The 21,221-nt window shown below is 62.7% G+C and carries 18 protein-coding genes; 8 read left to right on the forward strand and 10 right to left on the reverse strand.

What is annotated here, in order from left to right:
- Window positions 1-148: 148 nt before the first annotated feature.
- Window positions 149-520, reverse strand: coding sequence for a hypothetical protein (locus tag BTW07_RS18300; protein ID WP_144076972.1), 372 nt, complete (start codon window positions 518-520; stop codon window positions 149-151).
- Between the two features lie 237 nt (window positions 521-757).
- Window positions 758-1,129: a hypothetical protein gene (locus BTW07_RS18305; protein ID WP_075571604.1), complete on the reverse strand. Its 372-nt coding sequence runs from the start codon at window positions 1,127-1,129 to the stop codon at window positions 758-760.
- 295 nt (window positions 1,130-1,424) lie between these two features.
- On the opposite strand from BTW07_RS18305, the gene BTW07_RS18310 reads away from it, so the two are divergent.
- The gene (locus tag BTW07_RS18310) at window positions 1,425-2,120 is read left to right on the forward strand and encodes a CvfB family protein (protein ID WP_075571605.1); all 696 of its coding nucleotides are present in this window, start codon (window positions 1,425-1,427) and stop codon (window positions 2,118-2,120) included.
- 10 nt (window positions 2,121-2,130) lie between these two features.
- Here the strand turns inward: BTW07_RS18310 and otnI are convergent, their stop codons facing one another.
- Genes otnI through BTW07_RS18335 form a run of 5 tightly spaced genes read right to left on the reverse strand, consistent with a single transcriptional unit; the run spans window position 2,131 to window position 6,725 of the window.
- A complete protein-coding gene (gene otnI / locus BTW07_RS18315) occupies window positions 2,131-2,943 on the reverse strand; it encodes a 2-oxo-tetronate isomerase (protein WP_075571606.1) in 813 nt (270 codons plus the stop codon).
- Window positions 2,944-3,001: 58 nt separating this feature from the next.
- The gene (gene otnC, locus BTW07_RS18320) at window positions 3,002-3,667 is read right to left on the reverse strand and encodes a 3-oxo-tetronate 4-phosphate decarboxylase (protein WP_075571607.1); all 666 of its coding nucleotides are present in this window, start codon (window positions 3,665-3,667) and stop codon (window positions 3,002-3,004) included.
- A complete protein-coding gene (gene otnK, locus BTW07_RS18325) occupies window positions 3,664-4,932 on the reverse strand; it encodes a 3-oxo-tetronate kinase (protein ID WP_075571608.1) in 1,269 nt (422 codons plus the stop codon). Before otnK ends, otnC begins: the two co-directional genes overlap by 4 nt.
- Before the next feature lie 45 nt (window positions 4,933-4,977).
- A complete protein-coding gene (ltnD, locus tag BTW07_RS18330) occupies window positions 4,978-5,934 on the reverse strand; it encodes an L-threonate dehydrogenase (RefSeq protein ID WP_075571609.1) in 957 nt (318 codons plus the stop codon).
- A complete protein-coding gene (locus BTW07_RS18335) occupies window positions 5,931-6,725 on the reverse strand; it encodes a FadR/GntR family transcriptional regulator (protein ID WP_075571610.1) in 795 nt (264 codons plus the stop codon). The genes ltnD and BTW07_RS18335 overlap by 4 nt, the downstream gene beginning before the upstream one ends.
- A 222-nt stretch (window positions 6,726-6,947) precedes the next feature.
- On the opposite strand from BTW07_RS18335, the gene denD reads away from it, so the two are divergent.
- From denD to BTW07_RS18350, 3 genes are all read left to right on the forward strand, one after another.
- Window positions 6,948-7,958 (forward strand): D-erythronate dehydrogenase, encoded by a 1,011-nt coding sequence (gene denD, locus BTW07_RS18340; protein ID WP_075571611.1) that lies wholly within the window; start codon window positions 6,948-6,950, stop codon window positions 7,956-7,958.
- Window positions 7,959-8,069: 111 nt separating this feature from the next.
- Complete coding sequence (locus BTW07_RS18345; protein ID WP_075571612.1) at window positions 8,070-9,455, forward strand: GntP family permease; 1,386 nt, start codon at window positions 8,070-8,072, stop codon at window positions 9,453-9,455.
- A gap of 44 nt (window positions 9,456-9,499) precedes the next feature.
- On the forward strand, window positions 9,500-10,672 hold the full coding sequence (locus BTW07_RS18350; protein WP_075571613.1) for an L-rhamnonate dehydratase: 1,173 nt from the start codon (window positions 9,500-9,502) through the stop codon (window positions 10,670-10,672).
- Window positions 10,673-10,743: 71 nt separating this feature from the next.
- On the opposite strand, the gene BTW07_RS18355 is transcribed toward BTW07_RS18350, so the two are convergent.
- Window positions 10,744-11,658: a MalM family protein gene (locus tag BTW07_RS18355; RefSeq protein WP_075571614.1), complete on the reverse strand. Its 915-nt coding sequence runs from the start codon at window positions 11,656-11,658 to the stop codon at window positions 10,744-10,746.
- A gap of 98 nt (window positions 11,659-11,756) precedes the next feature.
- The gene (locus tag BTW07_RS18360; RefSeq protein WP_075571615.1) at window positions 11,757-13,118 is read right to left on the reverse strand and encodes a maltoporin; all 1,362 of its coding nucleotides are present in this window, start codon (window positions 13,116-13,118) and stop codon (window positions 11,757-11,759) included.
- A 1,140-nt stretch (window positions 13,119-14,258) separates the two neighbouring features.
- On the opposite strand from BTW07_RS18360, the gene BTW07_RS18365 reads away from it, so the two are divergent.
- The 3 genes from BTW07_RS18365 (at window position 14,259) to BTW07_RS18375 (ending at window position 17,400) form a co-directional block, all read left to right on the forward strand.
- On the forward strand, window positions 14,259-14,954 hold the full coding sequence (locus tag BTW07_RS18365; protein WP_075571616.1) for a VIT1/CCC1 transporter family protein: 696 nt from the start codon (window positions 14,259-14,261) through the stop codon (window positions 14,952-14,954).
- Window positions 14,955-15,141: 187 nt separating this feature from the next.
- Window positions 15,142-16,005, forward strand: a complete 864-nt coding sequence (locus BTW07_RS18370) for an SDR family oxidoreductase (RefSeq protein ID WP_075571617.1) — start codon at window positions 15,142-15,144, stop codon at window positions 16,003-16,005.
- A gap of 132 nt (window positions 16,006-16,137) precedes the next feature.
- Entirely contained in the window at window positions 16,138-17,400 is a 1,263-nt protein-coding gene (locus tag BTW07_RS18375) for a D-mannose isomerase (RefSeq protein ID WP_075571618.1), read from the forward strand.
- A gap of 186 nt (window positions 17,401-17,586) precedes the next feature.
- Here the strand turns inward: BTW07_RS18375 and BTW07_RS18380 are convergent, their stop codons facing one another.
- Window positions 17,587-18,783 carry a GGDEF domain-containing protein gene (locus BTW07_RS18380; protein ID WP_075571619.1) on the reverse strand — a complete coding sequence of 399 codons (1,197 nt, stop codon included), beginning with the start codon at window positions 18,781-18,783 and terminating at the stop codon, window positions 17,587-17,589.
- Between the two features lie 281 nt (window positions 18,784-19,064).
- Here BTW07_RS18380 and BTW07_RS18385 point away from each other — a divergent pair, with 281 nt between their 5' ends.
- Window positions 19,065-21,212 (forward strand): TonB-dependent siderophore receptor, encoded by a 2,148-nt coding sequence (locus tag BTW07_RS18385; RefSeq protein WP_083942065.1) that lies wholly within the window; start codon window positions 19,065-19,067, stop codon window positions 21,210-21,212.
- Window positions 21,213-21,221: the final 9 nt, after the last annotated feature.

A 21,221-nucleotide genomic window follows, 5' to 3' on the forward strand; every position in this document is an offset into this window, starting at 1 on the left:
AAGGGCAAGAGGTGCAAGGGGCAAGAGGACAAGGTGAAAAGCGGCAAGGTGAAGAGGATGAGGGGATCCTGTCGGGGAACGACAAGCCGCCGGCTTCGTGCCGGCGGCTGTTGCGTGGGTGCTGCGTGGGTGCTGCGAGGGGGCGAGCTTACAGCGTGGTGACGCTGACCTCGCCGTTGCCTCGTGTGTCGTGGGCGAACTGCCCGCTGCCCCGTAGCGCTTGAGCGGCTGCGTCACTTTGCCCCTCACCGACCAGCGGGTTGCGGCTTGCCGAAATGTCGGTGGCCAGTTGCGTGGCATCGGCGACGTTCTGCAGAGCCTGGTCCGCTGCCGCGCTGTGGCCGCCGTTGACGGTGTCGACGCTGTAACGGGTCGGCAGCGTGTGATACTGCGCGGTCTGTTCTATGTTGAGCGCTTCGCTCTGCTGGTCGAAGTGACGCTGTTCGACGGCACTATTGGCCTGGGCGACGGTGGGCAGAGCGACGGCGATAGCGATGGCTGCGAGAATGCGAGTTTTCATGGTGTTGCCTCCAATGATCATCTGTTTTGGTGTCGGGCTCTTGGCCTTGACCTGTGATGTCATTATGATTCCGTTAGCCGTCTAACTAAAATCGAATGGCACGAAATGAACTATCAATGCGAATGATGGCGGCGGGGATATCTGAAATTTTTCGATGTGGCAGCGCATAACACCAAAAAGGGAGCCGTTTGGCTCCCTGAATGGACTAGCGCTGCTATGTTGCCCGAAGGCGAAGTCTTACAGGCTGGCGAAGTTCACTTCGACGTTGCCGTTGTCATTGCTGACGGTCTGCGTGGCGTTCTGCAGCGCCTGGCCGGCAGCGGCGCTTTGGCCTTCACCGATCAGACCGTTGTGAGACGGTTGCACGTTAGTGCTCAGCTGGCTGGACTCGGCAACGTTCTTGAGTGACTGATCGGCAGCGACGCTGTGACCACCATCGACAGTGTCGACGCTGTAGCGAGTCGGCAGCGCGTGGTACTGCGCGGTCTGCTCGATATTGAGTGCTTCGCTCTGCTGGTCGAAGTGACGCTGTTCGACGGCACTGTTGGCCTGGGCGACGGTCGGCAGTGCAACGGCGATTGCGATGGCTGCGAGAATGCGAGTTTTCATGGCGTTACCTCCAGATAATGTCTTCTTTTAGTGGCCTTTCGGCCTAACCGATGACGACATTATGGGAGGCTATCCTTTAGTCTGCTAATCACGCGTAGTGAATTCGACTATCGATGGGATTAATACGAAGGTATAAGGCATGCGGCAGAGGCGCAGTGTAATCCTTCTTGCGTGAATTCAAAATCCTGGCGTTATCCATGAGGCTCACCGTTCGGGTTTTCGCGGTTTTGCTCGGCACGGTTTCGACCGCCATAATGGCGCCATCTCCTCCATCGCTTGTCAGCCAGAGAACGCCATGACCCGCACGCCTCGGGAAAATGCTCCCGCCGAATCACCACGCGCTGCCGAGCCACAGGTCAATGTGGGTGACGTCGCTTATCTTCGTGTGACCAAGGTCAACGATGTCGGCGCCTTCCTGAACTGGGGCCGGCCCAAGGATCTGCTGCTGCCCTTCGGCGAGCAGCGCTTCCGCCCGGATGAGGGCAAGCGCGTGCTGGTGATGATCTATGTCGACGATCGCATGCGTCCGGTGGCCAGCATGAAGCTCGACAAATTCCTGCAGGACGAATCGGAAGGGCTGAAGGCAGGCGACCGGGTATCGCTGGTGATCGCGGATCTGACCGATCTCGGTGCCAAGGCGGTGGTCAACAGCCGTTTCTGGGGGCTGCTGTATCACGATGACATGTCGCGCCCGCTACGCCGGGGCGATCGTATGGATGGCTATGTTCGCCGTGTACGCGACGACGCTCGCCTGGATCTGTCGCTGCTGCCACCTGGGCAGGCGCGTCTGGATGTGGTCGGCGACAAGGTGTTGGCAGCGCTGGCCGCCAACGACGGTTTTTTGGCCCTCGGTGACAAGAGCCCGGCCGACGCCATCAAGGCCCGCCTCGGCGTCAGCAAGAACGCCTTCAAGCAGGCCATCGGCCGGCTCTACAAGCAGCGCCGGATCGTCATCGAAGACAACGGGATCCGGCTGATCGAGGGCAATTGATCCCCGCCTGTCAGCGCTGCTGCCAGGCGCGATACCACCCCAACCCTGCCTCCGTGTCACCGCGCGGCTTGTACTCGCAGCCGAGCCAGCCTGCATAGCCGTCGCGGTCGAGCTGTTCGAATAGCCACGGATAGTTCACTTCGCCGCTATCCGGCTCGTGCCGTTCGGGTACGCCGGCAATCTGAATATGGCCCACGCCGTCGCGATAGCGCTGGTAGGTCTTCCAGATATCTCCATCCATGATCTGGGTATGGTAGAAATCCATCTGCACCTTGACGTTGGGCTCGCTCAGCTCGGCAACGATGGCGTGGCCATCGGCCTGATGGTTGAGAAAATAGCCCGGCATGTCGCGAGTGTTGATCGGCTCGATCAGCAGCGTCAGGTCGTTCTCGGCGAGTTTTCTGGCCGCAAACCTTAGATTTTCCAGATAAATATCCCGATGACCGCCCGACAATGTTTCACGGGAAACATTGTCCGGCGCTGAGCCCGATTCCGCCACCAGCCCTGCCATGGCATGCAGGCGCTGGCAGTTCAGCGCCTTGGCATAGCGAATCGCGGTATCGACGCTTGCCCGGAACTCCGTCTCGCGTTCAGGGAGCGCGGCCAGACCGCGCTCGCCGGCTGCCCAGTCGCCCGGCGGCAGATTGAACAGCACCTGCTCGAGCCCGTGACGCTCGAGCTCGGCGGCGATCGCTTCGGGTTCGAAATCGTACGGGAACAGAAACTCGACGCCCTCGAAACCGCTGGCGGCGGCCTGGGCGAAGCGCTCCATGAACGGGACTTCGTTGAACATCATGCTGAGATTGGCAGCGAAACGCGGCATGGCCTGATTTCCTCGATGACCCTGTTGACAGTGATGGTACGGGCAGACGAATGCGCGGCTACCACTGGGCGCCGAAGGCGTCGCGCAGCTCGTCGATCTCTTTCTCGTTCAGCGTGCGCACATCGTGCTGGCGCAGCAGCAGATAGAGCTTGGCGGTTTCTTCCAGCTCCTCGATGGCGTTGCGTGCCGCTTCCAGCGTCTTGCCGGCGACCACCGGGCCGTGATTGGCCAATAGCACCGCGGCATGATCCAAGGCATAGTCGCGCACGGCGTCACCCAGCGCGGCATCACCGGGGCGGTAGTAGGGCACCAGTGGCAGGCGGCCGACGCGCATCACGAAGTAGGGTGTGATCGGCGGCAGGCAGGAGTGCTCATCGAGCCCGTTGAGACACGACACGGCGGCCGAATGCGTGGCGTGAAGGTGGATGATCCCGCCGGTATCCGGGCGCTGTTCGTAGAAGGCCCGATGCAGGAAAGACTCCTTGGTCGGCGGCTTGCCGGCCAGCAGGTTGCCGTCCCAGTCGAGCTTGGAAATCTCCGCCGGATCGAGTGCGCCGAGGCTGGCGTTGGTCGGTGTCATCAGCCAGCCGTCGTCGAGCTTGGCGCTGATGTTGCCGGAGGTGCCTGGCGCCATGCCCAGGTTACGGAAGGAGCGGCCGATCTCGGCGATCTCTTCGCGCAGGCGGTTTTCGGTGGATGATGTCGAGGTGTGGATCGCGGTCATGGCATCAGTTTCCAGGCTTTGGTCATGAAATCGGGGGCGCCGAAGTTGCCTGACTTGAGCGCCAGCGCCAACGGTTCTTCGGTACCCAGCGTGGTCGTCCACGGCACGCCGGGATCGATACTCTCGCCGATCCGCAGTCCCTGAACGTCGAGGGCGGTGACCACGGCGCCGGAGGTCTCGCCCCCGGCCACCAGCAGCCGGCGCACGCCAAGGCGTCCGACCAGCTCGGCGGCGATCTCCGCCATGGCGCGCTCGACCAGCTCGCCGGCCTGCTGCACGCCGAGCCGCTGTTGCGCCCGGCGGACTTCCTCGGGTGAGGCGCTGGCGTAGATCAGCACGGGGCCGGCATCCAGATTGCCTTCAGCATATTCCAGTGCGGCATCGACGACGCCTTGATAGTCGTCGTCCAGCGCCTGGGCATCCAGGTGAACGCTCGGCATGTGCTGCCGGGCGTGCTCGATCTGGGCCAGCGTGGCCCGCGAACAGCTGCCGCTCAACACCGCTTCGCGACCGGCGATGGGTTCGAGTCGAGCCGCATCCTGGGTGTGATCGAGACGTTCGGCGACATTGGCCGGCAGCCCCAGCGCCAGGCCGGAGCCCGCGGTCACCAGCGGCAGATCGCGGCAGGCTCGCGCCAGCATGAACAGGTCGTCATTATCGATGGCGTCGCAGATCGCGATACCGATACCGTCGGCCTTGAGTGCGTCGATGCGCGCGGTGACGGCAGCATCGCCCTGGCGCAGCGTGGCGTAGTCGATCAGTCCGACATTGCGCGTCGTCTGCGCGTTGAGCACACGGACCAGGTTGGCGTCGGTCATCGGCGTCAGCGGGTGGTCCTGCATGCCGCTTTCGTTGAGCGGGACGCCATTGGCGAACAGGTAGCCGTTGAACACGCTGCGGCGGTTGGCCGGCAGGGCCGGGCAGGCGACGGTGAAGTCAGTGCCCAACGCTTCCATCAGCGCCTCCGTCACTGGGCCGATATTGCCGGCCGGCGTCGAATCGAAGGTGGAGCAGTACTTGAAATAGAACTGCTCGCAGCCCTGCTCTCGCAGCCAGTCGAGCGCCTGGATCGACTGTTCGATGGCCTCCCTGGCCGGAATGGTGCGCGATTTCAGCGCCACGACCACGGCGTCCACGCCCGCTTCCAGCGGTGCCTGGGGGATGCCGATGGTCTGCAGCGTACGCATCCCGGCGCTGACCAGCTGGCTGGCGAGATCCGTGGCGCCGGTGAAATCGTCGGCGATGCAGCCGAGGATGGGCCGCATGCTGGGCCGTCGCTCATCCGCTTTTGAAAGAGAGTTCGCCATCGCTCAAGCACCTCCGTGGTCATTGGGACCGCCATCGAAATCGAATCCGGCATCGTTGGCGGCCGTGCCGGGAAGCGTGATACCCGGGTAGACCTTGATCACCGCCGAATCGTCTTGCCGTCCCAGCCCCTGGGCCGACGCGAGGGTGAACTGGCTCAGCGCCTGGGCGGTGAGCGGCAGCGGAAATTTGTCGCGATGAGCGGTGTCGTGAACGATGCCGAGATCCTTGACGAAAATATCCACCGCCGAGTGCGGGGTGTAGTCGCCGGCCAGGATGTGCGGTACGCGATTCTCGAACATCCAAGAATTGCCGGCACTCTGGGTGATCACCTCGTAAAGCGTCTGCGGGTCGCAGCCGCCGCGAATGCCGTAGGCCATCGCCTCGGCGGCGGCAGCGATATGCACCCCGGCCAGCAGCTGGTTGACCAGCTTGACCTGCGAGCCCTGCCCCAGCCCCTCTCCCAGACGAAACACCTTGGCGGCGAGGGCGTCGAGCACGCTGTCGGCGCGCGCGAACAGCGTCGCGGGGCCGGAGGCCATGATCGTCAGCTGACCGGCGGCCGCCTTGACCGAACCGCCCGAGATCGGCGCATCGAGCAGGTGGATGTCGTGGGCGGCGAGGTCGCTACCCAGCGCCTGCACGGCATCCGGGGCGCAGGTCGCGCAGGAAATGACCAGGCTGCCAGGCTTCAATCCCGGAAGCAGGCCGTTGTCGTCAAACAGCACCGCCCGGGTCTGCTCGGCGTTGACCACCACGGTCAGCACGATCTCGACCTCGGCCGCCATTTCGGCGGGTGTTGCCACGGCGTGTCCGCCGGCGCCGGCAAAACTGGCCCGCGCCTCCTCGCGCAGATCACAACCCCAGGTCTCGAAGCCGGCACGCACCAGCGACATGGCCATGCCCATTCCCATCGAACCCAGTCCGATCACGCCGATGCGGGGCCGTTGTGTGGTGGTCATGATGGTCTTTCTCCCTGTTGAGTCGACGATGTCGACGACGGTTCAGCTGGCGCCTCGGCTCGCTCGAGCACGCTCTTGAGCAGATCGGGGGGCGCCTGCCGCAGTCGCATTTCGGCGTGTTCCAGATGAATGGCGGCGGCGCGCGCGGCGGCATCGGCATTACCGGCGGCAATGGCGTCGAGAATGGCCTGATGCTCGGCAACCACCTGTTGCATGAAGGTCTCGCGCATCGATTCGTTGGTCCGCGTCACGCGGATCGCGTGATGCAGGAAGCGATTGTAAAAATCGAGCACGGCGGTGAAGTGCGTGTTGTTGGCCGCTTCGGCGATGGCGCGATGGAAGGCAAGATCCTGATCGACCCCGGAAAGCCCCGCCTCGACGGCTTCGTCGATATCCACCATCGCATTGCGAATACGGCGGAGCTGCGATGGCGTGCATCGCTCGGCGGCGAGCCGTGCGGCTTCCACCTCCAGCGGCCGGCGCAACTCCAGCACCTCGACCACCGATTGCAGATCGGGGTCGGGGATCGGCAGGCGCAGCGAGATCGTCGGGGATTCGGCGACGAAACTGCCGCTGCCGCGTCGCGAAGTGACCAGGCCGCCATTGCGCAGCATCGAGATCGCTTCGCGTACCACCGAGCGGCTGATGCCGTAACGCTCACCCAAGGCGGCCTCGGTGGGCAGCCGCGCACCGCGGCCCCATTCGCCGGCCTGTATGGCGTCGCTCAAGCGCTGGGCGACCTGTTCGGAAAGCTGCGGGCCGCGCGATGGCTGTTCGATGTTTTCACTCATTTGTTGTCACTCGCGATCCCCAATCCTCATGCGTTCGTCGAATGGCCGGCACGTTGAATGCCGTCGTGACGGCATGTGGCGATCTTCTCCGACCAATGGCGGTGTTGCCTGTTCGCTCAATTTGTCAGACAAGATGTTAAATCTCAAACCTCAGCGCAATTCGCCTTTCGTCAATTGAGCGCCATCCAGTGAACGAAGGCAGCGCCTCAAAGGAGCAACGCCATGCATGTGATCGTGACGGGAGGCGCCGGTTTTCTCGGTGCCAGACTGATTCAACAGCTGCTTGCGGGAGAGGCGTCGATTGAAGGGCAGGCCATCACGCGGGTGACGTCGATCGATCTGGCGCCGTGTCCGGTAACCGACGGTCGGGTCGAATCGCTGACCGGCGACATCGCCGATCCCGATTTCATTGAGTCTGGGCTGATCCAGCAGGCACTGGCCGACGATACCGGCGCCGTCTGTCATCTGGCGGCGGTGGTGAGTTCCCAGGCCGAGGCGGACTTCGAACTCGGCATGCGGGTCAATCTGGATGCCACGCGCACGCTGCTGGAAGCGTGCCGGGCGCATCCAAGGCGGCTGCGATTCCTGTTCGCCAGCTCGCTGGCGGTGTTCGGTCCGGGGCTATCTCAAGGACTCTCCCAAAAGCGATCCCAGCCGGTGCCGGAAGCCGTCGGGCCTCAGCCACGTTCTTCCTACGGCGCGCAGAAAGCGATCGGGGAGCTGCTGGTCAACGACTACAGCCGGCGCGGTTTCGTCGACGGTCGTGTCTGTCGCCTGCCCACCATCGTGGTTCGCCCCGGCAAACCGAATCAGGCGGCCTCGTCGTTTGCCAGCTCGATCATCCGCGAGCCGCTGTCCGGCCTCGAGGCGATTTGCCCGGTGGCTGCCGGCCTGCCGCTGTGGCTCTCCTCGCCCCGCGCCGTGGTCGCCAATCTGGTCCATGCGCTGGCGCTCGAGGGAGAGGCGCTGGGCGATTGGCGCACGCTCAACCTGCCCGGCATCACGGTGACGGTGAACGAGATGCTCGACGCGCTCGAGCGGCAGGCCGGTGCGCCCGCGCGCGATCTCGTGCGCTTCGAGCCGGATGCCGGCATCGATGCCATCGTGGCCAGTTGGCCGGGCGGGCTGGATGTCGAGCGGCCGTTGGCACTGGGGTTCCAGGCAGATGCCGACTTCGATGCGATCATTCGTGCCTATCTCGAGGACGAGCGGGAGGAAGAGCTCGACGACTGAACCGGTTTCTGGAAAGACGCTCCGGACTCGGTAGATCCGTTCCTTGAACTAAGCAGGGAACAACACCCAAGCAGGCAACAACACCCAATAAAGCCCACAAGGAGTCACGCCATGACAGACACTGTCGCTGGCCCCCAGGTCATCATCGGCCTGGGTATCGCTATCTTCGTGATGATCGCGCTGGTGCTGAAGACCCGCGTTCATGCGCTGCTCGCCCTGATCATCGCCGCCTCGATCGCCGGTTTGATCGGCGGCATGTCGCCCAATGCGGTGATCGATTCGATCACCACCGGCTTCGGCAAGACGCTTTCCACCATCGGCCTGGTCATCGGTTTCGGCGTGATGATGGGGCGAATTCTCGAAGTCTCCGGTGCCGGCCAGCGCATGGCCTATTCGATTCTCAAATTGCTCGGCAAGGAGCGCGAGGACTGGGCGATGGCGCTCACCGGTTATATCGTCTCGATCCCGATCTTCTGCGATTCCGCCTACGTGATCCTCAATCCGCTGGTGCGGGCATTGGCGCGCAACAGCGGGCGCTCGGTGCTGACGCTCGGCATCGCGCTGGCCTCGGGGCTGGCGGTCACCCATAGCGCGGTACCGCCAACGCCGGGGCCGCTGGGCGTCGCTGGTATCTTCGGTGTCGACATCGGTCTGATGATCGCCTGGGGCCTGGTCTTCACCGCGCCGGCGCTGATCGTGATGGTGCTTTACGCCCGTTTCATGGGGCCGCGTATCGAGGCGATGATCGAGCGTGACGTGCCGGGATCGCTGAAGCGCGATACGGAAGACGACCCGCTCGCGGCGCACCTGGAGGAGAGCGAGCTGCCGACGTTGTTCAAGTCGGTGCTGCCGATCGGGCTGCCGATTCTGTTGATCTTCCTCAACACGCTGGTCACCGCGCTGGTCGGTGGCAGCGATGCACCGGGTATCGTCGTTCAGGTCGTCCAGTTCATCGGCAACCCGGTGATCGCGGTGGGCATCGGCGTGCTGGTGGCGGTCTACGGTCTGGTGCCGAAAATGCCCAAGGACCAGGTCCTGGCGCATCTGGAAAAAGGCGTCGAAAGCGCCGGTATCATTCTGCTGGTGACCGGTGCCGGGGGCGCGCTGGGTGCGGTGCTGCGGGCAAGCGGTGCCGGTGACTACATCGGCGAAAGCATTGCCGGGCTTGCGCTGCCGGCGGTGCTGATCCCGTTCATCATCGCCACGCTGGTGCGCTTCGTGCAGGGCAGCGGCACGGTCTCGATGATCACCGGCGCGTCGATCTCGGCGCCAATCCTGGCCTCGATGCCGGATGTCAACATGGTGCTGGCGGCCCAGGCGGCGTGTCTCGGCGGGCTCTTCTTCAGCTACTTCAACGACAGCTATTTCTGGGTGGTCAACCGCCTGCTCGGGGTCAAGACCGCCAAGCATCAGCTACTGGTGCTGTCGGTGCCGACGACGCTGGGCTGGGCCACCGGGCTGGTGGCGCTGCTGATCGCCAACGCCTTCGTGGGTTGAGGGAAAAAGGCCAACGACTTCCCTCAGTGAACAGGAGTCATGCAATGAAAATCACTCGAGTCCGCGCCCGGGTTTTCGAATGGAAGGGCGAGACGGTGGCGCCCAAGGCACACTTCTGCACCAACGCCATGGATGCGCTGTGGGATCGCGGCGATGCGATGCAGAGCTTCCGCTTTCATGGCTGGGCGGTGATCGAGATCGAGACCGACAGCGGTCTGGTCGGTCTCGGCAACGTGGCGCTGGCCCCTAGGGTCGCCAAGACCATCGTCGATCAGCATCTGGCCCCACTGATCGTGGGGCAGGATCCGTTCGACTACGAATACCTGTGGCAGCGCATGTACCGCGCCACCCTGGCCTGGGGTCGACGTGGCATCGGCATGGCGGCGATCTCCGGGGTGGATATCGCGATATGGGACCTGATGGGCAAGGCGCTCGACAAGCCGGTGTTCAAGCTGCTCGGGGGGCGCACCAAGGAGAAGATCCCGTGCTACGCCTCCAAGCTCTACCACGACGATCTCGACGTCATGCAGGCCGAGGCGCAGGGCTATCTCGATCAGGGTTTCCAGGCGATGAAGATGCGTTTCGGCTATGGGCCCAAGGACGGGCCAAAAGGCATGCGCGAGAATCTCAAGAGCGTCGCCGCGGTTCGCGAGGTGATTGGCGAAGATATCGACCTGATGGCCGACTGCTACATGGGCTGGAATCTCGACTACGCCCGGCGGATGCTGCCCAGGCTGGCGCCGTTCGAGTTGCGCTGGCTGGAAGAGCCGGTCATCGCTGACGATATCGACGGTTACGCCGAGCTCAACCGCATCGCGCCGATGCCGATTTCCGGCGGCGAGCACGAGTACACCGTCCACGGTTTCCGTCAGTTGCTGGAGAAGCGCGCGGTCTCGGTGATCCAGTACGACACCAATCGGGTCGGCGGCATCACCGTGGCGCGCAAGATCAATGCCCTGGCGGAAGCGTTCGAGGTGCCGGTGATCCCCCATGCGGGGCAGATGCACAACTACCATCTGACGATGTCCTCGCTCGCCTCGCCGATGTCGGAGTTCTTCCCGGTGCATGACGTCGAGATCGGCAACGAACTGTTCTACTACCTGTTCGAAGGCGACCCGGCCCCGGTCGATGGCTATCTGGACCTCGCCGACGACCTACCGGGGCTCGGTCTCTCCCTCAACGAACGCTACCTCGACGGCTTCCATATCCTCGAGTAGCGCGCCCCGGCTGCCGTGGCGTGTCCAGGACGCCACGCCAGTGATCGGCCGTCATGAACGCCCCGAGGCTGTCAGGGCATCCTGGCTTGCAGTCGCTCGGCCAGCCAGGCTCGGGTGCCGGGATGCCCGCTGCGTTCGGCGCGTTCCGCCAGTTCCAGGGCCAGTTCGACATCGCCGGCCTTGAGAGCGGCATCGATCATGCGGCGGTAATCGAAATCCGCGGTGTCGTTCGCCGCCGCTGGGGTCGGCGCCGGTGCGGCATTCTGCGCTGGGGGGGCGGCTGCCTGGCGCGTCGGCACCGCGCCGGTACCCGGAAGGGGCGTCATGCCGGTACCACCGCTCAGCGAGGCGATCTCCAGGATGACCTGACCGGTGGCAGCATGCTCGGCGCGAGGATCGGGGCCGGCGGGTTCGGCAAGACCTCTGACCCGGGCATAGGCTTTGGCTTCCGACTCGTAGCTCGTCGAGCCCCGGCGATCCTGCTCGCTCGAATAGATGACCACGTACTGGGCATCCGGGCCAGGCATCAGGCTGAACTGGCCATCAAGCCGCGCGCTGGAGAAACCGGTGGGCCGGCGGACCTCGAGCGAGTCGCTCGATAGCTTTCTGACCGGCTGGAACGCGGCATCGAGCACCATGATCGTGGGTGCGAAGACCTGGCCGTCCCGGATCGGGCTGGTGACGCTCAAGGCCACCGGACCGGCATGGCGGGGCAGCTCGAACGCCTGGAAGAAACTCTTGCCATCGCCGAAGTCGTGAACCGGGGTCTGCGGCGTGAAGTCCAGCGTCAGTGTCTCCCGCGCCGTCAACGGCTGATACGGCAGCGAGGCCAGCGAGGCGCAGCAGTCCGGCGCACTGGACAGGGCCTGCTGCCCCTGCTGGGCAGGAATGGTCGGGGCTTGGGGTGCCATCAGCGGGGTACTGCATCCCGCCAGGGCGAACAGAAGCGTGCTCAACGGCACGGCGAGGCGATACGAACTCAACATTCGGTAACTCCTGCTGGAGACGAAAACGGCTCCGGAGCGGCAAGCCTCCGGAGCCCAAGGGATCGAAACAGCGCGAGCGTGGATCTCGCGGTCGGGGCTCAGCTACCCCACCACACCTCCATCTGGGCGCCGAACGTCAGCCCGTTGTTGTCGTCGATGTCGACGTTGTTGGGGCCGGCACCGGTATCGAGCGAGTTGGCGTTACGGGCATCGGTGTAGGCGTCGCCGTTCCACTGCGCGTAAGTGGCGAACAGACGGATGGTCGGGCGAATCATGGCGCCACGTCCCGCCGACCACTGTTGGGCGAGGGTCAGTTTGGTCAGGTGGTGATCGCCACTATCGTAGCCACTGACGCCGCCTTGCGGCTCGATACGGTCGTAGCCCAGCTCGACCGCCGTGCTCATGATGTCGCTCCAGTAGTAGACCGGGCGGACACCGGCGGAAAACCACTTGCGACCGGTGTTGTCGTCCATGTCCTTATCCTCGTAGACGAGGGCGTAGAGCATGTCGAGCTGGTCAGGCACCAGCCAGATCTGACCGTGATCGAGCGCGCGCCACATGCTGCCTTCCTGACGAAGCGCGCCGGTGCCGCGTCCGACAGCGTTACCGTCACGAGTGATGATGCCGTCGGTGGCGTACTGAACCGCGAAGGTATTGCTGCCGCCGAACCAGCCGCTTTGGGTGTGCTCGATGGTCCCCATCCAGCCCTTGTCACCCTCGTCGTAATCGACATCCTGATCGTCGTAGTAGTCCTTCTGCCATTCGGACAGCGACGAGCGGCCGTAGTCGACACCCAGCTCCAGCGTGCCGCCGGGATTGACGGGAATGTCGCTCCAGCGTGCATCGAGCGTATCGTCCGAGATCTGCTGGCCTGAATCGGGGAACAGGCCATCGCCATCGTCGTTACCTTCGCTGCGGGTCCAGGCAAAACTCAGATTACCGGTGCCGACGTCGATATCCGAAATCCCGACCCCGGGACCCGAGACGTCCCAGTAGTAGAAGTCGTTCATATGGATGTCATGGCGCTGGTAGAAACGCTTGCCCGCCCACAGCGTGGCACCGGGCAATCCGCCGACGACGTTGTTGCCGGAGACATACATCTCCCGCAGGGAAATATTGTTGTCGTCGTCCTTGAGCGATTCGTCGTCGTTGTCCTGCGCGGTGACATAGGCCACCCGGCTGGCGAAGTCGAAGGAGGTGTCCTGCTGTTGATACAGCTGCGCCCCGAGCCCGATCTCTGCATAGGTCTCGCATTCGTTGCCCAGGCGGTATTTTGCAGGAGCGCCCGCCGACTTGAAGCAGGTCTGGCTGCCGCCTCCCGAGGTCGAGCCGATGCCGGATCGAGCGTAACCGAAGAACTCGGGGTTGATATCGGCGTGAGCCAGGGCCGGCACGACGCAGGAGGCGCCGATGACGGCGGCGAGGAATGGCCGGCGTAGCACGTTGTGTGAGGCAATCATTATTGGTGTCCCTCGTGGTCTTGTCGTTGATTGCTGTTGTTGGTCGCTTTCGTCAATCGTTGTTGCCAATGACGGTTGTCAATGACTGTTGCTGTCGTCGGCAGCCGGATGAAACCTGCGGCTGCGCAAGGCGCCCTGGAAAAATTCGCAACCGACGTGTCAGGGACACGCGCGTGGCGCTGCCAAAGCGTCGTGCTCGGTGGGCTCATATCAGGCTTGATAGCAAGAAAGACATGAGCCGATACGTCTTTCAGAAATTGTCGGTAGCCCCGCCTGCATTCCCTTCTGCATGGCTCGGCGAGAATCTTTCTGCCGTTACCCAAGGCTCGCTTCGACGGAAATGGTCTCGCCAGGGACGTTATGTCTGTCGCTTATTCGCTGGTGTAAATGTCGGCAGGCATCCTGTGAACATCGAGACCGAAAGCGTCGATACAGGATTTCACCAGGTTCGCCTTTCGCTGCGATCCATCAGCTTCCTTTTTAGTCCGTCGCAGCCTCTCTTTTCGTTATTGTGACTCCCTGAGCTGAGCGCCATTATTTCTATTACTTCGTAAACTTTCATTGTAACCATGGTCTATAAAGACAAAGGTCTAAACTAACTCTTTGAGGTTTTGACATTTTATTTTTAATAACAATGGTTTGTGTGTGTCCGGAAAAGATTGTAATCGACATCTTACATACCAAAGTATTAAATGTTACCAATCGCCGATTGTGATAGACGTGCGCTCGCTGCGTCGTAAAATGAGGTGTTTCGGCAGGATGGATACCTCTATGACGAAATAAATGGACCCTTTTAGAATGAGGAAATTGGCACTATTGCCAGAAGGTCATCGACCTAGTTGTCGAAATTTCCGGGTAATGGTTGAAAGGTTGCAGGATGAAAGGATCGAGCCGTGGGGTCCGAGTTCGTGTGGGTGGAGTTCGTGTGGGAGGAGTTCGTCGTTCTAGGGCGTTTTGTGAAGGTCGGCGTTGATATCGGACAGTGGATAGGGCGATTCGGCAAGGGTCGCCGTTGGACGAATTCCCCGAATGTGCCGGCTTGGCCTAGGATGACAGGGTAAAGCGCGATACTTATCGACCTGCATCCAGTCGGCGATCAACGGAAATTCCATGAAATCGGACCTGCGACATGAGCCGGGTATGTCCATACCCAAGGAAATGCATTACTCGGATCGCGTGGGCTGGTTGCGCGCAGCGGTGCTGGGAGCCAACGACGGTATCGTCTCCACCGCGAGCCTGATCATCGGCATGGCGACGGCGGGGGCGACGTTGGCGGGAGTGCTGACCGCCGGTGCGGCAGGTGCGGTTGCCGGGGCGATGTCGATGGCAGCGGGTGAGTATGTCTCCGTCAGTTCGCAAAAGGACACCGAGCACGCCGATCTGGCGCGCGAGCGGCGCGAACTGGCCGCGAACTACGAGTTCGAGACCCGCGAGCTGGCGGAAATCTACGAGGCGCGGGGGCTCTCCTCCCCGTTGGCGCAGGAAGTCGCCGAAAAATTGATGCATCACGACGCGCTGGCCGCGCACGCGCGAGACGAGCTCGGCTTCAGTGACGTCAGCGAAGCTCGCCCCCTGCAGGCAGCGATCGCCTCGGCACTGACGTTTCTTGCGGGGGCGGCGTTGCCGCTCATTGCCGCGCTGGGGGCTTCCCGACAGAGTCTCGCGGTGGTGGTTGCCCTGGGGTCGCTGGTGGCGCTCGGTCTGCTGGGCGTGCTGTCGGCCAGAGTGGGCGGGTCTCGCATCTCGGTGGCCGTCGTTCGGATCATCGTTTGGGGTGTGCTGGCCATGGGCGCGACGGCCGGAGTGGGCTGGCTGTTCGGCGTCTCCAGTGCCTGATCGGGTTTGCCGGCGCGTCATCGGTCAACTACAAATTAGGGCCAGGCGTAGGAAATCTACACATATTCAGCGGGATTCCAGGGCGAGTTCTGCCAGTTGGCTGACACGATTCAGTGGGTTGCCCCAGGCTCAGCCTGTCCATCCAGAGCCAACCTGTCTACCCAGGTTCAGACAAGGAGCGTCCAAGATGGTCAAGAAGACCGAGATCCATGCACAGCAGCAATCACTACCCGGCAAGGAAGGTCTGATGCAGCCGCCGGCGGAATTCATTCGGCCGGGCTATCGAGGCAGCGGCAAGCTGGAGGGCAAGATTGCGTTGATCACCGGCGCCGACAGCGGTATCGGCCGCTCTGCGGCGATCCACTTCGCCCGGGAGGGCGCCGATGTCGCGGTCATGTATCTCAGTGAGGACGAGGACGCCAAGGAAACGCAGCGGCTGGTCGAAGCAGAAGGGCGGCGTTGCCTGCTGATCGCGGGTGACATTCGCGACGCCGCGTTCTGCCGCTCCGCGCTTGCACAGGTCGTCGACACTTTCGGCGGGCTCAACATTCTCGTCAATAACGCCGGCACCCAGCAGGTATGTACCGATCTCACCGATCTTGACGACAGCCAGTGGGAACGGACCTTTGCCACCAACATCCACGGCATGTTCTATCTGACCAAAGCGGCATTGCCGTATCTGGGTGAAGATGATTCGATCATCAACACCGCCTCGGTCAATGCGTATATCGGGCCCGATTTCCTGATCGACTACACCGCCACCAAGGGGGCGATCGTCAGTTTCACGCGGGCGCTCTCCAATCAGGTGGTGGCTCGCGGAATCCGGGTCAACACCGTTGCGCCCGGCCCGGTATGGACGCCGCTGCAACCGGCGACATTGGGCGCCCACGATCCGCAGATGCTGGAAGATTTCGGATCCGACACGCCGATGGGGCGGGCCGCTCAGCCTTCGGAACTGGGGCCGTGCTACGTCTTTCTGGCCTCGCTGGATTCTTCCTTCATCAGCGGGCAGACGCTGCATCCCAACGGCGGCATGATCGTCAACGGTTGAGGCAGCATCGAGGATCGCACGATTCATCGAACAGAGAACGAACCGCCGAAGATCGCTATCGTCACCTCGCTCGGGCATCGCCAAGGGTCTTCGAGCACCAACAGCAATTCTCGGGCCAAGGAGGCCCCGAACATGCCAGGTACGACTTCCAATCTGCCGCCCCGGCAGGAGAGCTGGCTCGACCGGCCGGCGCATCACCATTGGCTGGAGTGCGAGGGGCAGCGCCTGCTGGCGTTCTATCGCGCCTCGCGTCATGCCGAATGCGGTTTCGCCGCACTGGACGAAGACGGCCGGCTGCCGGCGGATGCCAACCCCGACACCATGATCACCGCCCGCATGACCCACTGCTTTGCGTTGGCCGCCATGCGCGGCGAGCCCGGCATGGCACCGCTGGTGGCGCATGGCGTTGCGGCGCTGAAGGGCGATCTGCGAGATGCCGAGCACGGTGGCTGGTACGGCGCACGGCCGAAGACGGGGGAAACGCAAACCAAGCAAGCCTACATTCACGCCTTCGTCGCGCTGGCGGCGGCCAGTGCCTGGCAGGCCGGCGACGAGAACGCCAAGCCGCTGCTCGACGACATCATCGCGGTGATCGAAACGCGGTTCTGGGCGGAAGACGAAGGGCGCATGCGCGAGGGTTTCTCCCGCGACTGGGGCAAGGAGGAAGCGTATCGCGGCGGCAACAGCAACATGCACGCGACCGAAGCCTTCCTGCAGCTGGCCGACGTTCTCGACGAGCCGAAGTGGCGGGCACGTGCGCTCTCCATCGTCGACAAGATCATTCACGCTCATGCCCGACCCAACGACTACCGCGTCGTCGAACACTTCGACAGCGAGTGGAACGAGTGGCGCGATTACAACCAGGAGACGCCCAAGGATCAGTTTCGACCCTATGGCGCAACGCCGGGTCATGCCTTCGAATGGTCGCGGCTGATGCTGCATCTCGAAGGCGGGCTGATGCGTCACGGCGAAGAGACACCGGCCTGGCTGCTGGAAGATGCCCAGGGGCTCTTTCGCAGCGCGACGGAGCTTGCGTGGAACGTCGACGGCGAACCGGGACTGGTTTACACCCACGACTGGGAAAATCAGCCGGTGGTCCATGAACGCATGCACTGGACGCTCGCCGAAGCCGCCGCTACCGCAGCCGCGCTGCTCAAGCGCACCGGCGATGCCGCTTACGAGACCTGGTACCGCCGTTTCTGGGATTACATCGATCGTTTTCTGATCGATCGCGAGCGCGGCAGCTGGTGGCAGGAACTCGACCGCCACAACAACCCTTCAAGCGAAGTATGGAGCGGCAAGGCGGATCTCTACCACGCCTATCAGGCAACGCTGCTGCCACGCCTGCCGTTGTCTCCGACCATGGCGCGAGCGATCGCCGACGGGGCACTGTGAGGCCTGTCTGGCGGTAGAGACCTGTCCTCGAACCTCTCCAGGAGATCTGTCCTCGAGACAAGGCCTCGAAGGACAAGACCTCGAAGGACAAGGCCTCGAAGGACAAGGCCTCTGGCAAACGTGCCGGTCGTCATTGCGACGACCGGCACGTTTTGTTGAGCAGCTTGTCGAGCCGGCACTGCCTGCCTAGCCGGTCGATTCGATGCCGGAAGCCGTGACCGCGCGGCGCTGTTCCGGTTCGGTCAGGTCGAGTACGCGCAGCCGGTCTCGACCGCTCCGCTTGACCTCGTAGAGCGCGATATCGCCACGATCGATCAACGCGGTGAGATCACTCGGCTGGTCGAACAGGGTCGCGCCAATGCTCAATGTCACTGCGTCCGGCGTGTCGAAGGTTCGCGAAGCGTGGTCATGGAAGCGAGCGCGAAGTTCATCGCCAAGCCGGGTGACGCTTTCCGAGGGCGCATCGTCCAGCAGAATCGCGAACTCGTCTCCTCCCAGGCGCGCCGTCAGCGCATTGTCGGGGCACACGTGGCGCATCAATTCGCTCAATGTCACCAGCAATCGGTCCCCGGCGGCATGGCCGTAGAGGTCGTTGACGAGCTTGAAGTTGTCGACGTCGATCAGCAGTAGCGCCCCGTCGCCGTGTTGCGAGACCCGCTCCAGATATCGTGGTGCCCGCGCCTCGAACGCCCGCCGGTTGAACAGGGCGGTGAGCGGATCTCGCTCGGCCAGATGCTCGATCTGTCGCTCGCGTCGATATCGCACCGTCCCGGTCATCGACAGCGCGATCAGCAGAATCGCCATGACGCCCTCGACCAGCGAGACCCGAATCACCATGCCGCGGTAGACGACGAGATCGATCAGCTCACCGGGAACAAGCGTCAGTGCCACCTTGGCGAGATAGAAGATCCCGTGGACGAGCAGGGTGTAATGCAGCTGACGCGTGCCTAGCGTGGCCACGTCCGGTGGCAGGCGCAGCAGCAGACTCGCTCTCAGCGAGAGCAGAGCGACCAGCAGCGAATTGACGATCAGATAGATCTTTGCCGACGTCGGCCCATCCGGCAGCACGAGCAGGGCACACCAGACGGCGATGATCAACCACCACGCGCGTGGCAGACGTGCCCCGACGAAGCGCGCGACACCCGCCAGAAACATCCAGTGGGCGAATACCAGCAGGCCGTTGGCGAACCACACGCCGATCATGAAATAGCCGCTGGCGCGCAGCAGCGCGAGCGAGCATCCCACCGTGATCGAGGCAAAGCCGGTAGACCAGTAGAGCAGCGAGGCGTCTCGGGTGCTGCGCCACTCCAGCAGCAGGTAGAGCGCGGCGGCAGCGGCGATGGCAATGGTCAGTGTCAGTATCGTGGGAGGGTCGAACGCCATGTTCGGATCGATCCATTTGAGTATCGGCGGCAGCGGCCTTTTTCGTCATGGCCAACGCCTTCAAGCGCTCGCCAGCCAGCACCCATGCGCGAACGTGTCGGGATGGCGTCGGTCATTCAAGCGTTATCGACCTCACGAGTCACGTTCTGAAGTCAGCTGGAATCAATGCAAATGCGAATATTTATCATAATCGTTGACACTTACGTGCCAGGTTTTCACAATTCTCCACCGAATACCGACTAATAAACTCGGCGCGCCCGACGCGTCATCAAGGGAACACAATGAAATTGTCGTCATGGGCTTCGAGCCAGGCTTGCAGCCCGGTCTCGTCCGACACCCGCTGGCTATGCCGTCGCACGCTGTCGCTGGCATTGCTCTCCTCGGGTTCGATGCTGCTGGCATCGTCGGCGTGGGCACAATCCAGCGCTGATGCCGCCAAGCTGGACACGGTCACGGTCGAAGCGGCCGCCATTGCCGATAGCGCTGTCGGCCCCGACTCGACGATCGTTGCCGAGCGCACCGCGACCGGATCCAAGACCGATACCGATCTTCTCGATCTTTCCAGCTCCGTGTCGGTGGTGACCGAAGAGGAGATGCGTACCCGCAACGTCCAGAATCTCGAGCAGGCGCTCTCCTACACGGCGGGCGTGACGGTCGATCAGTACGCGTCCGATGATCGCTACGACTACTTCATGATCCGCGGCTTCAACGCCACGTCGCTGGGAACCTACCGCGATGGGATGTCGCGCCGGACGGTCAACTTCACCGGTGGCAAGCTCGAACCCTACGGCCTTCAGCGAATCGATGTCCTCAAGGGATCGACCTCCACGCTGTTTGGACTGAATGCGCCCGGCGGCATGGTCAATGCGATCACCAAGCGTCCTCTGGACTACGAATTCGGCGAGATCTACACCACGCTCGGCAACGAACATACCGAAACCGGTGCGGATTTCGGCGGTCCTATCGATCAGGCGGGCAAGTGGAGCTATCGCGTCACGACCAAGTGGCAGGATGCGGAACTCAGCGCCGACCATACCCAGGATGACCGCTTCTACTTCGCCCCGGCGGTGACCTACAAGCCCAACGATGCGACGTCGTTGACGCTGCTGGCGGACTTCAACAAGCGCGACACCAATGCCGCCCACTCCATTCCGCGCGGCTCGGGCATCGATCCGGATACCTTCCTCGGCGAGCCGGGCTACAACGACATGGACAGGATCGAGCGCAACATCGGTTACCTGTTCGAGCACCAGTTCGGCAGCGGCCTGACTTTTCGTCAGAACGCGCGCTACACCCACATGGATCTCGACTACGACCACGTCTACCTCAGCGATCCCGATCCCGCCAATGGCCGTACGGCCTTCGTGGTCGACGGCGAGCGCGATCAATACACGATCGACAACCAGCTCCAGTACGACACCGATATCGATAGCGTCGGCAGCCGCACGTTGGCCGGCTTCGATTACACCCACGACGACGTGCACGAGACGAGTCTCTATGGCACTGCCGGCGGGATCGATATCTACGACCCGCAATACTGCGGCGAGGCATGCGTCGATCTGGCCAGGCAGCCGGACTTTCGACAGAAGCAGGCTTCCCAAGGATTCTATCTGCAGCAGGAGCTGACATTCGCGGAGCGCTGGATCCTGACGCTGGGCGGGCGCTACGACGACGTCAACACACAGACTGCCGATGACGAGGCCGACGACTACGCCTTCACCAAGCGTGTCGGGCTGACCTACAAGGCGCTGGATGACCTGTCGCTCTACACGAATTACGCCGAATCGTTCCAGCCGCCGACGAGTCGCAATCTGGTGTCGGGGAGTGCCGATCCTCAGGAGGGCGAGCAGTATGAAGTCGGCATGAAGTATCGCCCGGCCAATACCAACGCGCTGTTCACGCTGGCGGTCTTCGATCTGACCCAGACCAACGTCGCTTCGCAAGTAGGCGAGAATCTTTACCGTCAGATCGGCAAGGTCAATGTCCGTGGCATCGAGCTGGAGAGCAAGCTTGCGCTGAGCGATCGGCTCAATCTGACTGCCGCCTATTCCTACTGGGATTCGGAGATCGAAGAGGATGGCCTGGCTGGCAACCAGGGCAATCGCCCCTCGCTCGTGCCCGAGCATATCGCCTCGGTATGGGCGGACTACACGATTGCCGGCAACATGAATCGAGGGGACGTTACCCTGGGGCTGGGCACGCGCTTCGTCGGTGGCACCTATATCGACGACGCCAATAGCGAGAAGACCAGCTCCTATACGCTGGTCGATGCCGTGGCGAGCTATGCGCTGACGCCGAGCCTCGATCTTGCAGTCAATGCCACCAACCTGTTCGATCGCGAATACGTCTCCTACATCGACACGTTCAGCAACAGCAGCTACTACGGCGATGGCCGCTCGGTGCTGACCACGCTGCGATACCACTGGTAAATGTCGTTT

Source organism: Salinicola socius (assembly GCF_001937195.1).
In the GTDB taxonomy this organism is placed as follows: Bacteria; Pseudomonadota; Gammaproteobacteria; order Pseudomonadales; family Halomonadaceae; genus Salinicola; species Salinicola socius.

Excerpts from the sequence above, each read along its gene's own strand:
- BTW07_RS18300 (WP_144076972.1), bottom strand. The coding sequence starts at position 520 with ATGAAAACTCGCATTCTCGCAGCCATCGCTATCGCCGTCGCTCTGCCC.
- BTW07_RS18305 (WP_075571604.1), bottom strand. The coding sequence starts at position 1,129 with ATGAAAACTCGCATTCTCGCAGCCATCGCAATCGCCGTTGCACTGCCG.
- BTW07_RS18310 (WP_075571605.1), top strand. The coding sequence starts at position 1,425 with ATGACCCGCACGCCTCGGGAAAATGCTCCCGCCGAATCACCACGCGCT.
- otnI (WP_075571606.1), bottom strand. The coding sequence starts at position 2,943 with ATGCCGCGTTTCGCTGCCAATCTCAGCATGATGTTCAACGAAGTCCCG.
- otnC (WP_075571607.1), bottom strand. The coding sequence starts at position 3,667 with ATGACCGCGATCCACACCTCGACATCATCCACCGAAAACCGCCTGCGC.
- otnK (WP_075571608.1), bottom strand. The coding sequence starts at position 4,932 with ATGCGGCCCATCCTCGGCTGCATCGCCGACGATTTCACCGGCGCCACG.
- ltnD (WP_075571609.1), bottom strand. The coding sequence starts at position 5,934 with ATGACCACCACACAACGGCCCCGCATCGGCGTGATCGGACTGGGTTCG.
- BTW07_RS18335 (WP_075571610.1), bottom strand. The coding sequence starts at position 6,725 with ATGAGTGAAAACATCGAACAGCCATCGCGCGGCCCGCAGCTTTCCGAA.
- denD (WP_075571611.1), top strand. The coding sequence starts at position 6,948 with ATGCATGTGATCGTGACGGGAGGCGCCGGTTTTCTCGGTGCCAGACTG.
- BTW07_RS18345 (WP_075571612.1), top strand. The coding sequence starts at position 8,070 with ATGACAGACACTGTCGCTGGCCCCCAGGTCATCATCGGCCTGGGTATC.
- BTW07_RS18350 (WP_075571613.1), top strand. The coding sequence starts at position 9,500 with ATGAAAATCACTCGAGTCCGCGCCCGGGTTTTCGAATGGAAGGGCGAG.
- BTW07_RS18355 (WP_075571614.1), bottom strand. The coding sequence starts at position 11,658 with ATGTTGAGTTCGTATCGCCTCGCCGTGCCGTTGAGCACGCTTCTGTTC.
- BTW07_RS18360 (WP_075571615.1), bottom strand. The coding sequence starts at position 13,118 with ATGATTGCCTCACACAACGTGCTACGCCGGCCATTCCTCGCCGCCGTC.
- BTW07_RS18365 (WP_075571616.1), top strand. The coding sequence starts at position 14,259 with ATGTCCATACCCAAGGAAATGCATTACTCGGATCGCGTGGGCTGGTTG.
- BTW07_RS18370 (WP_075571617.1), top strand. The coding sequence starts at position 15,142 with ATGGTCAAGAAGACCGAGATCCATGCACAGCAGCAATCACTACCCGGC.
- BTW07_RS18375 (WP_075571618.1), top strand. The coding sequence starts at position 16,138 with ATGCCAGGTACGACTTCCAATCTGCCGCCCCGGCAGGAGAGCTGGCTC.
- BTW07_RS18380 (WP_075571619.1), bottom strand. The coding sequence starts at position 18,783 with ATGGCGTTCGACCCTCCCACGATACTGACACTGACCATTGCCATCGCC.
- BTW07_RS18385 (WP_083942065.1), top strand. The coding sequence starts at position 19,065 with ATGAAATTGTCGTCATGGGCTTCGAGCCAGGCTTGCAGCCCGGTCTCG.